General features: G+C 67.9%; 8 protein-coding genes. All 8 read right to left on the reverse strand.

All coding sequences use genetic code 11. From position 1 onward, the window contains the following. Positions 1-48: 48 nt before the first annotated feature. On the reverse strand, positions 49-3,171 hold the full coding sequence (locus tag OXU32_07025) for a TonB-dependent receptor (protein MDE0073719.1): 3,123 nt from the start codon (positions 3,169-3,171) through the stop codon (positions 49-51). A gap of 105 nt (positions 3,172-3,276) precedes the next feature. Next, complete coding sequence (locus tag OXU32_07030) at positions 3,277-5,088, reverse strand: ankyrin repeat domain-containing protein (protein MDE0073720.1); 1,812 nt, start codon at positions 5,086-5,088, stop codon at positions 3,277-3,279. Positions 5,089-5,092: 4 nt separating this feature from the next. Continuing rightward, a complete protein-coding gene (locus tag OXU32_07035; GenBank protein MDE0073721.1) occupies positions 5,093-6,535 on the reverse strand; it encodes a DUF1552 domain-containing protein in 1,443 nt (480 codons plus the stop codon). Between the two features lie 66 nt (positions 6,536-6,601). Further along, positions 6,602-9,082 (reverse strand): DUF1592 domain-containing protein, encoded by a 2,481-nt coding sequence (locus OXU32_07040; protein ID MDE0073722.1) that lies wholly within the window; start codon positions 9,080-9,082, stop codon positions 6,602-6,604. Between the two features lie 170 nt (positions 9,083-9,252). After that, positions 9,253-11,037 (reverse strand): CocE/NonD family hydrolase, encoded by a 1,785-nt coding sequence (locus tag OXU32_07045; GenBank protein ID MDE0073723.1) that lies wholly within the window; start codon positions 11,035-11,037, stop codon positions 9,253-9,255. Positions 11,038-11,155: 118 nt separating this feature from the next. Beyond that, complete coding sequence (locus tag OXU32_07050) at positions 11,156-12,031, reverse strand: creatininase family protein (protein MDE0073724.1); 876 nt, start codon at positions 12,029-12,031, stop codon at positions 11,156-11,158. A 196-nt stretch (positions 12,032-12,227) separates the two neighbouring features. Next, entirely contained in the window at positions 12,228-13,367 is a 1,140-nt protein-coding gene (locus OXU32_07055) for an NAD-dependent epimerase/dehydratase family protein (GenBank protein MDE0073725.1), read from the reverse strand. 60 nt (positions 13,368-13,427) lie between these two features. Then, a complete protein-coding gene (locus OXU32_07060; GenBank protein MDE0073726.1) occupies positions 13,428-14,855 on the reverse strand; it encodes an amidohydrolase family protein in 1,428 nt (475 codons plus the stop codon). Positions 14,856-14,894 lie beyond the last annotated feature (39 nt).

The raw sequence follows: 14,894 nt of genomic DNA on the forward strand, positions 1-14,894 counted from the left end.
GCTCATCGCCATTGGCGATCGATTCGATACCCATCGCACACCCGCATCCTAGAACGTCGCCTGGAAGCGAATGCCGTAGCGTCTGGGGCTCGGCGGCTGACCGTAGTCGGAGTTCATGCCGAATGCGTTATAGGGTCCACCGGCCCGGGCATCGGGAATTCCGTGATAGGGGGTCAGGGGATCAGACATGCAGACGTCCACGGGGCACTTGTTCCAGAGGAACAGGTTGGTCGCCGACAGCCTGACCACCAGGGAATTCATGCCCGCGAGCGAAGTCACGAAGCTCTCCGGGACGTTGTAGTTGAAGGAGAGGTCGGCGAAGCGCAGGAAATCGGCCCTGAAGAGGTAGCTGGAGATCATCGAGGGATGCTGGTTGCCGAAGTTCTCCGCGACCCGCTGGCGTTCCGCCACCGAGGTGTTCGGATCGTCCAGGATGGCCTCGAATTCGGCCACGCGCGGTGAATTCCGGGTAAAGGCATCCTGAATGACCGACACCTCCGAGAACATGTGATAGTCGTACGCCCCGGTGAAGGTGGCGTTGACGCTCAAGCCCCCGGGGAGGTCGAGCGACGTGAGGAAGCTTCCCGTCCAGAGCGGGATGGGGCGCCCCACGTATTCCAGCGAATCGCCGCCCGCGGCATTCTTGAGCTTGTTGGGCGTGATCTGGTTCAGCCTCGTGAGCTGCTCGATGGGCACCGCTACGGTGTAGGGGTTGCTGGGATCGGGCACCGGAGCGATCCACGCGCCGGGCGTGAACCCTTCCTTCATCGTGGGATAGTACCGGCCGGCGCTGGTGCCGCCCTGGATGTGAACCCGGTAGGGGGGCACGCCGCCCATGTCGAGGATCTCGGAGTCGTTCAGCGCCACCTGGAAGGTGGTCGACCATCTCAGGCTGGGACGCCGGACCCAGGTCACGTCCAGCGAAGACTCGAACCCCTGGTTGCGGATCTTGCCGACGTTGGAAATCACCGGCTGGAGGAATCCGGTCGAGGCCGCGGACGGCACGGGCAGGAGCGCGTCGCTGGTGGTCGCGTTGTAGTACACCACGTCCAGCCCCACCCGACCATCGAGGAAGCCGAACTCGGTCCCGAATTCCCACTCCAGGGTGCGCTCGGGCTTCAGGTCCGGGTTTCCGGGGTTGCCGGTTCTCACGATGGAGAGGTTGTCCACGCCGATGCCGGGCACCCACGTCTGGGTGGCGTCGAACGCGCCGGGCTGCAGCCCCGCCGCCCCCAGCGCCGCCCGCACCCGGAACTGGTCCCAGCTCTGGAACGGCCAGAAGTCATGCTCCGACACGACCCAGGACGCACCGCCCTTGGGGTACACCTGGAAGGCGAAGTTCTCACCGAAGGCCGAGTTGCCGTCCACGCGCAGACCGGCGTTCAGGAAGAGACGGTTCCACAGCCCGACTTCCTCCTGGGCGTACACGCCGGCGTTGATGACCTCCTGGAAGGTCTCGTTCGGCGGCAGGAGCTGCGATCCGGCCGGCAGGGTCGCGAGCTGGCGCAGCGGAAAGTCCCGAACCCCGAGCGTCCTGAACCACTCTTCCTCCCAGAAGCTCTGGCCCCCCACCAGCAGGGTGGAGGTCAGGTTCTCGCTGAAATCGCGGCTCCAGGACGTCTTGAAGTCCAGCGTCGTAGCCGTGCGCTCGGAGGTGCGCACCAGCCGCTCGCCCTGCTCGTGATAGATGTTGAGGCCCTTGTTGACGTGCTCGATGTACTCCTCGGTCATCCGGTCGCGGCCCATGATCAGCTCTGAGCGAATGCCGTTGCCCCAGTCGTAGGTCAAGGCCCCGCTGAGCGTCACGCGCTGCTCGTCCTGGTTGGACGTCACGCTGGCGATGGGGTCGCTGTCCAGCGGCAGGAAGTGCTCGCTCGGAGAGAGCGGGCCGTTGTACCCATGGGGCGGCGGCCACGCGATCTCGTAAGCGTTGACGCCGTAGCGTCCGCCGTAGGGGAAGCGCGGCGCCGGATTCCTGGGCGTCGCCAGGAAGAAGCCCCAGAGGTATCCGCTCCCCCAGTTGAGCCCGTTCTGCCCGGGCTGGCGCCGGTCGCTGAAGACCGTGTTCATGTCCACGCGAATGCCGAGCCTCTCGGTGGCCTGCACCGTGAGGTTGGCGCGCAGGTTGGCGTCCATGGTTCCTTGGAAGTCGCGGTACTCGCGGCCCATCTGCCCGACCTCGTCGCGGAGACGGCCGGAGGCGAAATACTGCACGGTGGAGGTCCCGCCCCGCACGTCCGCGTTGAAGTCCATGACCGAGCCCCAGCCGCCGAGGTAGTCGAGGACGGGCTTGCCGAGGGTCTGCAACTGCTTGGTGTCGAAGTTGTAGCCCCAGACTCCCTTCAGGCGGGCTTCCGGAATCCTCGTGCCGTCGAAGCCGGTCCCGAAGGTCCACACCGGATCGCCGGCGCTCCCGCGCTTGGTGATGATCTGGATCACCCCGCTCGAGGCCTCGGTGCCGTAGAGGGTCGCGGCCGCCGCGCCCTTGATGATCTCGATGCGTTCGATGTCGTTAGGGTTCAGCCGGTCGAGCGAGGTGGCCTGGCGGGCGCCGCCCACCTTGCTGTAGTTGGAGTCGATGCGAACTCCGTCGACGTAGATGAGCGGGGCGCTCCGCTGGGTGAGGCTGACCGCTCCGCGCAGGAGGATCTGGCTCGAGGTCCCCACGTTGGGTGCGATCCCGGGCACCATCCCGGCGACACGGCCCGAGAGCGCCTCGGTGATGTTGGATACGGGCGCGGTATTGATGGTTTCGGCACCCAGCGTCTCGACGGTCTGGCCCAGCCGCCGCCGTTCGGTGACGACTCCGGTGCCGGTCACGATCACCTCGTCCAGGGCGATCGCCTCCGACTCCATCTGGACATCGACGTTCACGGTCTGGTCCGCGACCACGGTGATGTCCTGGGTCTCGGTGCCGTAACCGATGTAGCGGATCTCCAGAACGTGGTTGCCGGCCGGAATGCCCAGCAGCACGAAACGGCCGTTGGCGTTGGTGACGTTGCCCACGCCCTCGGCGGCGATGCTCACCTGCGCGCCTGCCAGCGGCAGCCCGGTGCCCACTTCCTGGACCGAGCCGGTGACGGTACCGGTCTGGGCGGACAGCGGAGCGGCAATCATGGCCATGGCGCAGAGCGCGCCGGTTAAGGTGAAGACCTTACGAAGGATTTTCATGCTTCCACCTCCTGCTTGGGGGACGGCACCGATCCTGCTCCCGGGAATCCGCCCTGGATTCGCTGGGTCTGTGGGGCCTCGGGCGTACAGCCCTCGGCCGCCGAACTAACACATGGCGCAGTTTTGGTTGTTGATGGCGCCCAGGCGCTCGAGCAGAGCGATCGTCGCCGGAAACGGGCGGACATTGTAGCTCGGACTGTTGGCCATGTCGACGGTCGTCTGGCCGACTCGCGTCACCGCATGCACGTCGGCGCCGCGCTCGATCAGGTAGAGGATGACTTCGTTGTCACCGCGTGAAGCGGCGTTGTGGAGCGGCGTGCGGGCGTCCAGATCCCGCGCGTTCACGTCGGCGCCCAGCTCTTCGACGAGATACCTGACGGCCGGGAGCCATCCGCCCGGCACGTACCGGTGTTCGTTCGCGGCGCGCTGGTCGTAGCCCACGCCCGTCGCAGCGTGGATGGGATACATGGCGGCGCCTCCCGGGGGAACCGGCGGTATGCCGCTCTCGTCCACGGCAGCCGAGTAGTCCGCAGCCACCGGAGCAATCTCCGCGCCCGCCGGCTTTCGGCTGGCGATGCCCGGGTCCGCCCCGTAGGCCACCAGCAGCTTCATCGCGGAGACGTCGACGCCGAGCGCGGCGCGGAAGAAGGGCGTGGTTCCCTCCAGGTTCGCGCTGACGAGACGCTGGTGGGCCCACCACAGGTCTCTGCTGAGCCGCGCGTTCGGATCCGCTCCCGCGAGCAGCAACTCTTCCATCACGTGGAGGTAGTCGGCCGCCTGGGCCTCGTGGGCGCGCGGCTGGGGATAGAAGGAGGTGCCGGCCCACTGCACGTTGATCACGGCATACAGGGGCGTCGCGCCCGGGTCGCTGGCGACGTTGGGATCGGCTCCGCGCTCGAGGAGATGGAGCCCCAGGTCGAAGCGCCCGTTCAGCATGGCGATCAGCAGCGGGCTGGTTCCGTCTCCGCTGGTCTGGTCGATGTCGGCGCCCCCGTCCAGAAGCGCGTCCACGGCCTCCATGTGTCCGGCGCGTGCCGCGTGCAGAAGCGGGGTGAGCCCGCCCCACCTGCCCACCAGGGCCGGCTGGCCCGGAGGGGGATTGGTCGATATCGGCGAGATGCCCTGCACCTCGCCGTCAAGGATGAGCACATCGCCCCTGCGCTGCACTTCGCGCGCGGCTTCGATGGCCACCGCCACCTGGCCGGGCGTCGGGCGTTCGCCCTCGTCGACCGGTCCCCAGGGGTCCGCGCGCGGATCGTTCTCCAGCCAGTCCGGGCGGAACTGGGCCAGCACCTCATACAGCCTGTGCTGCGCGGCGACATCCACGGTCGCCCGCCGATCGACATCCTCGACCACCGACTCGGACAGCGAAACATCCGCTCCCAGCTCGAGAAGGGTGCGGATGGCCTGCGCGCGGTTCCGGGCGGCCGCGAAGACGAGCGGGGTCTGCTTCCACTCCCGTTCGCGGGCGTCCAGGTCGGCGCCGGCATCGGCCAGCAGCCGTATCGCCTCCGAACTCCCCGACTCGGCGGCCAGATGGAGCGCGGTCACTCCGCTGTTGGTGGTCCTGGCGTGCACGTCGGCGCCCGCCGCGAGCAGCGCCTCCACCACCCCGGCGCCTCCGGCGCGGCTCGCCAAGTGGAGGGGGGTATAGCGCCCGATCCGGGTTCCCGCCTCGACGTTGGCTCCCGCGGTGACGAGCAGCCGCGCCATCTCGATGTCGCCCTGGCGCGCGGCCCAGTGGAGCGCCGTCATTCCGTCGCCCTGGGCCTCGTTGGCATCGGCCCCCTGCTCCAGCAGCGCGCGAACGGCCTCCAGGTCGCCGCGCATGGCCGCATCGGCTACGGGACCCCTCGCGGCCGGACCGGCCAACAGCAGGGCGATGATCGCCAAGGGGGCGATGGGGTTCACGAGCACGCCCCTATCGGCTCGATGACTGCGCCGCGGCCAGAGCGCCGCCGGGATACCCCAGCGCGAACTCGCCCGTGCTGTCGCCGAAGCTGTCCATGTCCTCGTGCCCCAGCCGGTGCAGCAGGCTGAGGAAGACGTTGGCCATGGGGGTGCCGTCGGGGGCCTTCAGGTGGACGTTGCCCTCGAGCAGGCCGTTGCCGTGGCCCAGCAGGATGAGCGGGCAGCGGCGGTGGTTGTGGACGTTGCCGTCGGCCATCGGCGAACCCCACACGATTACCGACTTCTCCAGCAGGTTCGCGTCTCCGTCCATGCTCGCCTGCAGCTTCTCAAGGAAGTACGGCAGGGGGCTCATGCGGTACTGCGCGATCTGGTTGAAGTCCAGAATGGCCTCTTCGCTGTTGCCGTGGTGGGAAGCCGGATGGAACGGCGTGGTGGTGCCGCTCTCCGGGTGGATCCGGTTCGAGGCGTCGCGGCCCATCTTGAAGGACACGACCCGCGTCATGTCGGTCTGGAAGGCCAGCACCTGCAGGTCGAACATCAGCTCCATGTGCTCGGCGAAGGAGTCGGGCACGCCCGCCGGGGCCTCCGGCAGTTCCCGCTGCTCGCCGCTCGAGTTGAACTCCTCCACCTTCTGAATGCGGCGCTCCACCTCGCGCACGTTGTCCAGATACCGGTCCAGCCGGTTCCGGTCCTCGGTGCCCACCCGGGCCCGGAGCGTCGCCACCTCGTCCACGATCCAGTCGAGGATGCTCTGGTTGGTGCGCCTTCGGACCGCGCGCTCCTCGTTGCTTCCGCCGGCGCCGAAAAGAAGATCGAACGCGGCGCGCGGATCGCGGATCATGGGCAGCGGCTCGGTCGGCGACGCCCAGCTTATCGCGTCCGTGTACGCGCAGTGGTAGTTGTACCAGCAGCCGCCGCCCTGCCCCAGGTTCTCGATGCAGAGCTGCAGCGACGGGAGCGCGGTGTCCTGCCCGAACCGGCGCGCCTGCAACTGGTCGAGGGAGACGCCGACGTAGATGTCGGAACCCTGCGTCTGCTTGGGGTGGCACTGGGTCAGGAAGACCGCCGTCGACCGGAAGTGGTCGCCGCCGATCTCGTTGGGCTCGTAGGCTTCGGCCATGCGCACGTCGGTGTTGCTGATGATGGTGAGGTAGTCCTGAAAGCGTTCGAGCGGCTTGAGCACGTTCGCATCCGTCATGCGGAAGTTTCGCCCGATCGTCTCGGGTGCAAACAGATGCTGGCTCGCGCCCCACTCGCTGCATCCCGGCACCCCGTGCACCTCCTCGATGCACACCAGGCGGGTGCGGTCCTCGAGCGCGGCCGCAGCGCGTCCCCAGCGGCCGGGTCCGGCCGGCATCATCGCGTCCAGGAGGGGCAGCGCCACCGTGGCCCCCATCCCGCGAACGAAGGTGCGGCGGGGAATGTGCGCGCCCGTGATGAAGCTGGTCGTCATCGTCGTGCTCCCTCTATTCATCGTGGCGCCCCGGGGCCGGGGCCCCGCGGCATGTTGTCTCGTCGTCTATCCGCCCTCGACCCCGTCCGCGGCCGCAGCCCCGATGTCCTGCCTGCTGCGGAAGGCATCGCTCTTCACGACGCCGAGGACGAAGGATGAGATTCTGTAGTCGTTGCTCTCCGCCTCGCGCGCGATGGCGCGTATGGTCGGCCCGTCGTAGTACTCGACGCGACGCCCGAGGGCGTACGCCAGCAGGTTCATGGTGAAGGTGCGCACCAGCGGGATCGGGCGCTCCAGGAGCGCGTCCGCGAGCTGCACCGAGTTGGTGAGATCGGTGCCGTCGTAGAGCTGGCCCCGGGCGTCGAGAGGGGATCCGCTCTCGCGTATCCGCCATTCCCCGGTGACGCCGAAGTTCTCCAGCGCCACCCCGATGGGATCCATGAACTGATGGCAGGCGGCGCACACCGGGTTCCGCCGATGGATCTCCAGGCGCTCGCGCGTGGTGAGCAGCCGGCCCTCCCCTTCGTCCTCGGTCTCTTCCAGAGCGGGCACGTCGGGGGGAGGCGGCGGGGGCGGCGCGTCCAGCAGCACCTCCATCACCCACTTGCCGCGCAAGACCGGAGAGGTCCGCGTACCCATCGAGGTGGACATCAGCACGCTGCCGTGCCCCAGCAGCCCCTGGCGCAGCATTCCCTCGGGATAGTTCACGCGGCGGAAGTTCTCCCCGACCACGCCCCGGATGCCGTAGTGCTCCGCCAGGCGCTGGTTCATGAAGCTGTAGTCGGCACCGTAGAGCTCCAGCAGGCTCCGGTCCTCGCGGACCAGATGATCGAAGAACAACTCGGTCTCGCGCCGCATGGCGGCCTTGAGCTGCTCGTTGAAGTGGGGGAACCAGAAGGCGTCCGGCTGCACCCTTTCGAGATCCTGAAGCCTGAGCCACTGCGTGGCGAAACGGGTGGCGAGGCTCTCGGAGCGCGGGTCGGCCAGCAGGCGGCGGACCTGCTGCTCCAGGACGCCCGGATCCGAGAGCCGCTCACGGCTCGCGAGCGAAACCAGTTCGTCGTCCGGCTGCGTTCCCCAGAGGAAATACGACAGCCTGGAGGCGAGGGCGAGGTCGGTGATCCGGTAGCTGCCGCCGGCATCGAGCTCGTTCTCCGGGGCTTCCTCGATCCGGAACACGAAGTGCGGGCTTGCCAGGATCGCCTCCAGGACGGTGCGCACGCCGGTTTCGAATCCTCCCTCGGCGGCCCCCACGTCGTAGAACGACATCAGCCCCGCGAGGTCGGAGTCGGTTAGCGGCCGGCGATAGGCCTGGCGGGCAAGCCGCGTGGCGATCTCCCGGGCGCAGGACCGTTCGGCCTCGACCGACGTCGGCCGACAGGTGAAGACCCGCTGCCGGCTCGGGGTCTCGGATACGCCCTGGGGGTCCAGGGGCCCGCGGATGCTCAGGTCTCTCAGGTGGGTGAGGACGACGAACCCCGTCCCGATGCGGAAGCGGACGCCGGCGTTGGACCAGCCGAAGGGCTCCTGCAGGTCGGCGTAGGGCCCGTCCTGCTTCCTGATGAACGCCGCCGCGACCCGACGCTGGCCCGCGCTGACGAAGATGGGGTCGGTGAACTGGTTCCAGTTCGGCCCGAAGTCCGCGTCCCGGCGCAACTCTTCCACCGGAACCAGGGCGACCCGCTCCCCGTCGATGGAGATGTCCATTTCGGCGAAGCGCTCATGGTCCCCTGCCCAGAACGACATCTCGAAGACGTACTCGCCGTCGGCGGGGAAATGGTGATCGATCACGATGCCGCCGCGGGTGCCGTAGGGCGCGCCCTCCACATGGTCCCACTCGTGCTGGGACTGGTAGGTCGAGACGAGGTAGGTCTTCGAGTCCGAGGTCGCGCCGGGATGGCCCAGCACCAGGCGGCTGACGTCGTTGGCGGCGTTCAGGTACGAGTTGAGGAGCGTGGGCGACAGCGGCTGCGAGACCGCCATGTGGTCGAAGTTCCCGAGATAGAGATCCGGGGGAAGCCACTGGCTGGCGTCGACGGTGATGCCGAAGAGATCCTGGATGGCCTGCTCGTACTCCGCGCGGTTGAGCCGCTGGAAGCTGCGGTTGCCCGGGTTGGGATTGGCGGCCGCGTAATCGTCGATCGTCTGCTCGAGCGTCTCGACGAGCGTGAGCAGCGTGTCCCCGCCGGGACGGGGTATTCCGGGCGGAGGCATCATCCCCGTGCGCAGCTTCGCGATCATGCGCTCGGCCGTCTCCCAGTCCTCCCAGGCGTTGGTCACGTCGAAGCTCTGGACCGTCATGTTGCCGGTCATCATGGCGTCGTTGTGGCAGACGAAGCAGTACTGACGAACGACGGCGTTGAGCGCTTCGGACGGGGGCGTGCCGGGATGCGCGCCCGGACCCCGTGAGGCATCCGGAAGGTGGCTCGTCACGAGGGCTTGAGCGGGATCCTCGGGTTCCCCTGCAAACGTCGGCGCGCGCGCCCCCTCATGACCCATGAAGAGGGCCAGACCCAGGAGTGAAATCCCCGGAAGGAGAACTCTCACAAACACCTCCGCCTGCAGGCCGCTGCGCGGGGACGCACTGGCGCCGCCGGGACACACGGGGCCCGGACATAGCACCGGTTCAACCTACGCCCCGGGTCTTCGTGCTCGCAAGCGCGGTGAACCGGCCTCAGCAGCAAATCCCGTTCCGCGGCGCCAGCTGCGCCGGACCCCTACCGGGGAATGACCGGCAGCGTGATGTGCGACGGATACCGGGCGTTATGGTAGACCGTCTGATTGGCGGTCTGGACCTCCGTTTCCAGGTGGACCGGGCCGCCGGTGTTCGGATTGCGGTCGTACTTCGGGAAGTTGCTGCTCGAGATCTCGACCCGGATCCGGTGGCCTTCCCTGAAGAGGTTGCTGCTGGCCCACAGGTCGATGTTGAACTCGTACACGGTCCCAGGCTCCAGCAGCTCGAAGTCCGTGAAGTCCGGGTTGCCGTGATACCGCGCGCGCAGGATGCCGTCCGCGATGTTGATTTCCTTTCCGTCCGGATGGACGTCGACCAGCATCGCCGTGAAGTCGGTGTCGGTCGCGGAACTCGACGCGTAGACGGTGGCCGTGATCGGACCCGTGACCTCCACCGCCTCCTCGAGGGGCGGCGTGGTGAACACCAGGATGTCGTCGCGCTCCGCGATGTCCGCCCGGTCGAAGGGCCCGGGAGGCGTGGGCCCGAACATGAGGTTGCCGCCGCGCGTCGGAACCGGGTTCATGGGGTCGAACACGAACTCGTCGACCGGATCGGACGCTCCCGGCATCTCCGTGGTCAGGGTGCCGTCGCCTGCTGAGCCGTTCGCACCGCCGCCGCTGTGGAAGTAGTAGTTCGTGTACTGCGTGCGGGCGATGGGCCACTCGTTCTCGGAGCGCCAGACGTTTTCGCCCATGATGAAGATCCGCACGGGCGGTTCATCCAGATAGCCGTTGTCGACCCCCTTGAGCAGGGCGTCGAACCACTTCACGTGCAGGCTGTCGAAGTCCACGGTGGCGTCCGGCCCGAAATCGATGCCGTCATAGACGAAGTTGGGGACGCTGGCGTGGGGCCAGGGGCCGATGAGCAGCTTCTGGTTCTCGCGCGCGTACTCGGTGCGTCCCTTCTCGACCATGCCCGTGTAGCTGACCAGGGTGCCGTCCAGGAAGACGTCGTACCATCCGCCGATATTGAGCGAGGCTGCCGCGAATTCCTCCAGCCGGGCTTCGGAATCGAGCACTTCCCAGTAGGCGTCGTAGGTCGGGTGCATCACGAAGTCGCGCCACCAGGGATTGTCCTGCCCCGTCGCCGCGCCCATCTCCAGCAGCGGCATGGTCCAGAGCACCTGGTCCCAGTCGGGGTTGCCCGCCTGGCCGGTGCGACCGCCCATCCCCGAGGCCCAGCCGATGCGCGAGCCCAGCGCGAGCGCCCCGCCCGGATAGGCGGTGTCGAAGTAGTAGTTGAACGGGGTCACCCGCGGGGCCATCGCCTTCAGGTAGGGCGACCGGAACTCCGCGCCCTTCCACTGCGTGGTGGCGAGGTAGGAGTTACCGTGGGTGCCCACCTGCCCGTCCGACCACTCCTGCCGGCCGATCCAGTTCTGCGTGTCGTGGCTGTCGTTGGCTTCGGCCAGATAGGGATACCAGCTCCCCTCGGAGTCGAAGCGGCCGCGCACGTTCTGGTGGACGTACACGTATCCCCGCTCCGCCCAGCGCAAGCCCATCTCCCACGAGGCGGCGTCGGAGCCGTTGACGTAGGGGTCGCGGATCAGCAGCGCCGGATAGCGGCCCGGCGCGGCCGGCCGGTATACGTCCGTCGACAGGAGCGTGCCGTCCCGCATGGGCACCATGAGGTTGTGCTGGACGATCGCGGTCTCGCCCGCCCGGAATTCACCCGAGTGGAGCTCCTGCGCCTCCAGCGGCGGCGCGTACACGGAGAGCATCAGGACGATGCCGGCTGCGAAGATTCGGGTGGCGGTGCGCGACTCCATGAAGATCTCCTTTAGAGGGGTGGTATTCCCTTCCGCCTGGCTTGCGAACGCATGTCCGAGGGGATCTGCGAACGCGTGTCTGTGGGTACCGGTCCGGCCGAGGCCGAGCCGGCGGACATCAGCTTCCGTCCGTCTCCCCGGTCGCCTCGTGGATGGCGGCCACGGTGAGATCGGCGATCCAGTCCACGAGCTCGCTTCCGAGGGCCAGGGTGCGGGGTATGGGGGCCAGGTCGACGCCGTTGATGGAGAAATGTCCCGCGCGGATGCGCTGCTCCATGCGAACGGTGGTGGGGTCGGTGAGCATCATGATCGAGGTGGCGCTGAACTCGTCGTGCAGGCCGGGGTCCTGCATCACCTCGTTGATGCCCCTTTCGCGCAGCCATTGCTGGCGGTCCACCCAGTTGTAGTACTCGGGGATGTGGTGGATGCCGGTCTTGCCATCGGTCCACTTGGCCGAGAGCTCCTCCGCGACCTCCACCTGCGGCTGCTGGTTGCCTCCGCTGTCGCCGATGAGGACGATGTGTTCGAACCCGTTGGCCCGCAGGGCGGTCGAGACGTCGGTGAGCACGGCCTTGAAGGTCTCGACCCTGACCCCGATGGTGCCCGGATAGCGGATGGTGCCGGGTTCCAGATCGATCTCGCCCTCGGGCACGTACTTGATGATCGGGGCGATCAGCGCGTTGCCCAGCTTGCGCGCAACCGCCTCGGCGGTTTGCTGCAGGATGTAGTTGTGCTTGCCGCCGGCCAGGTAGGGGCCGTTCTCCTCAACCCCTCCCGTGGGCACGATGACGGTGGTCTTTCCGGAGCGGATCGCGTCGCGGACCTCCATGAAGGTGAGTTCCTCGATCCACACCGACTCCAGCGCGTCGATCGGACGCGGGGCGTCGGGATCGATCGGGTTTCCGCCGCTCCCGGGGCGAGGCGCCTGCTGCGCGCCGACCACGTTCGGGAGAAGGAGCAGACCGAGGGCGAACAGCTTCACAAACCGGGTCATCGATGCCTCCGGGATTTGCAGGACTGCGGTCAGGGCGTGACCGGGGCGCATGCATCGGCACCGTAACCGACGGCCCGATGCCACGCAAGCAATTCCCGGCTGGCCGCACGCTCTCGCGGCCGGTAGCTTCTTTCGCGCGAGTGCGCAGACCGGCGGCGGGCCCATCGAGGCATCGCGAGAGCTCTGCGCGCGCCCGCTAGCCGGACCTCCGGCGCCAGGCCGCGAGCACCTCGGCTTCTCGCTCGGGGGCGAGGCCCGAGCGCATGGGCGTCCGGTCCTCCTCGGGAAGCTGCTTCCACCACTCGAGCGTTTCGGCCGCGGTGACCGCGAGCGGCCGATAGCGCAGGCCGGCAGCCATGCCGCGGGCGCGGCTCATGCGCGCGAAGCCCGCGGTCGGTCCCACGGGCGGCTGCCAGACCGGCAGGTCGCTCCAGGGCTGCACTCCCTGCTCCCGCAGGAAGTCGAGGGTCACGAACGTGAGGTTCGAGGGCGTCGACGTCACCGCCTTGATCCCGTAGAGGAACTCCTCCATGTGCAGGTCGCCCTCCGGTCCGATCACGTTGTAGACGCCTCTCGTCTCCTGTTCCAGAAGATGGACCATGAACTCGGCCAGGTCGCGCACGTCGATGTACTGGACGGGATCCATGGGGGTGTTGGGGGCGAGCACTTCCCCGCCCCGGTCCATGCGCGCGCACCAGTAGGTGAAGCGGTCGCTGCGGTCTCCGGGGCCGGCCACCAGGCCGGGGCGAACGATGGTGCAGCGATCCCCGAAGGCGGACTGCAGCTCCTGTTCCGCCAGCGCCTTCATCGGCCCGTAGCCTTCCCATTCCTCCATCGGCAGGTCCGCCTGGCCCACCGGGGCATCCTCGTCGATGCCGATCTCCACCCGCGACATGTAGGCGGCCTGCGTGGAGATGAAGAGATACTGATCCGTCCGGTCCACCAGCAGGCGGGCGGTGGCGCGAACCTGGTCGGGCGTGTAGCCGGAGTTGTCGATGACGACGTCCCAGGTGCGGTTGCCCTCCAGGGACGAAAGGTCGCCGTCGCGGTCGCCGATCAGGTTTTCCAGCCCGGCGAACTGGTCCTGGAACATGCGCGGCTGGCTGCGGCCGCGGTTGAACAGAGTGAGCTCGTGGCCCTGCGACAGGATGCGGTTCACCTGCCAGGGGCCGATGAACCCCGTGCCTCCGAGAAGGAGGATGCGGGAAGCCCTGCGCGGCAGCTGGACCGCTTCGAGCCCATGCCCGTTCAGCGAGGCCGGGTATCCGAGCCCGAGGCCCAGTCCGCTGCCGGCCAGGGCCGACATCCGGAGGAAGTCGCGTCGATTGGTCGTCATGGTCTCACCGTTCCTCGTCAGATTGTGAATTGTGTCGGGCTGCCGGAAAGGGGCCCCTCTCTAGGAACCTCCCCCATCCGTCGCGGGACGCCTCGCGCCGCGTCCGTCCTGCTTGTAGACCACGCCGTCCTTCATGACGAAGTCGATGTTCCGCAGCAGATCGATGTCCTCCAGCGGATCTCCGCGCACGGCCACCAGGTCCGCAACCTTGCCCGCCTCCACGCTGCCCAGTTCCTCCGTGCGATTCAACACGATCGCCGCCTCGCGGGTCGCGGCGAGAATCGCGTCCGTCGGCGACATGCCCGCGTCCACCAGCAGGCGGAACTCCCCCGCGTTCTCGCCGTGCGGGAAGACCCCCGCGTCGGTTCCGAATCCGATCTTCACGCCCGCCCGCACCGCCATCTGAATGGATTCGCGGAAATACGGGTAGATCTCGATCGCCTTCAGGCCGGGCAGCCCGCCGAGCGTCCCCGCCAGCGCCCGCTGGCGAACGTCTTCGAAGGCCATCATGGTGGGCACCAGGTAGGTGCCGTGTTCGGCCATGAGCCGGACGGTTTCGTCGTCGAGCATGGACCCGTGCTCGATGGAGGTGACGCCGGCGCGAACGGCGGCCTTGATCCCGTCCAGGCCGTGAGCGTGGGCAGCCACCGTACGCTCGGCCATGTTGGCGGTCTGCACCAGGACGACCATCTCTTCCTCGGTGTATTGCTGCACGCCGACTGCGGTGCCCAACGACAGGACGCCGCCGGTGGCGCAGAACTTGATGACGTCGGCGCCATACTTGATCTGGTAGTTCACCGCCTCGCGCACGCGCTCGATCCCTTGGGCGATGCCTTCCTCGACGCCCGGCTCCTCGAAGATGTCCGGACGATAGCCGTTGTTGTCGCAGTGTCCGCCCGTGATGCCGAGGGAGTGCACGGCCGTGTAGATGCGCGGGCCCGGCACCATGCCCGCGTTGATGGCATCGCGCAGCGCCACGTCGGCGAAGTCGTCGCTGCCGACGTTGCGGATGGTGGTGAAGCCCGCCTCCAGGGTGATCCTGGCGTTCATGACGCCGGCGATGGCCAGGTGCCCCGGCCAGCGACGTAAGCCACTCTCCCGGCTGCCCCCGGGGTCGCTGGTGATGTGCGTGTGCAGGTCGATGAAGCCGGGCATCACGGTGTGGTCGGAGAGGTCGATGCGGATCGCGCCCGCGGGCACGGCGACGTCCGCGCCCACGGCTTCCAGGCGGGTGCCGCGCACGAGGATGGTGACGTTCTCGCGCACGTTTCCGTCCACGCCGTCGATGAGGCGTCCGGCGACGATGGCCGTCACCTCGGTAGTGTCGGGGAGGGTGACGCGCTGGGCGTCGAGGCCGGAGGCCATCACGGCCCAGGAAACCGCCGAGAGCAGGAGGAATCGGGCTCGCGCGCGCGTCGCGCCGGGCCGCTCCAGCGGATGGCCCTTCTGGATCGCCGTCGCCCTGCCAAGCCGTCGTGTGCGCTTCATGCCCTCCCTCCCCGGTAGTCTGTTCGGCCTGCGATTTGC

It is taken from the genome of Gammaproteobacteria bacterium (assembly GCA_028819075.1).
GTDB lineage: Bacteria > Gemmatimonadota > Gemmatimonadetes > Longimicrobiales > Gaopeijiaceae > BD2-11.

What these genes read in the sequence shown, in the direction of transcription:
- OXU32_07035 (MDE0073721.1), bottom strand. Translation starts at nt 6,535, where the DNA reads ATGACGACCAGCTTCATCACGGGCGCGCACATTCCCCGCCGCACCTTC.
- OXU32_07055 (MDE0073725.1), bottom strand. Translation starts at nt 13,367, where the DNA reads ATGACGACCAATCGACGCGACTTCCTCCGGATGTCGGCCCTGGCCGGC.
- OXU32_07050 (MDE0073724.1), bottom strand. Translation starts at nt 12,031, where the DNA reads ATGACCCGGTTTGTGAAGCTGTTCGCCCTCGGTCTGCTCCTTCTCCCG.
- OXU32_07025 (MDE0073719.1), bottom strand. Translation starts at nt 3,171, where the DNA reads ATGAAAATCCTTCGTAAGGTCTTCACCTTAACCGGCGCGCTCTGCGCC.
- OXU32_07045 (MDE0073723.1), bottom strand. Translation starts at nt 11,037, where the DNA reads ATGGAGTCGCGCACCGCCACCCGAATCTTCGCAGCCGGCATCGTCCTG.
- OXU32_07060 (MDE0073726.1), bottom strand. Translation starts at nt 14,855, where the DNA reads ATGAAGCGCACACGACGGCTTGGCAGGGCGACGGCGATCCAGAAGGGC.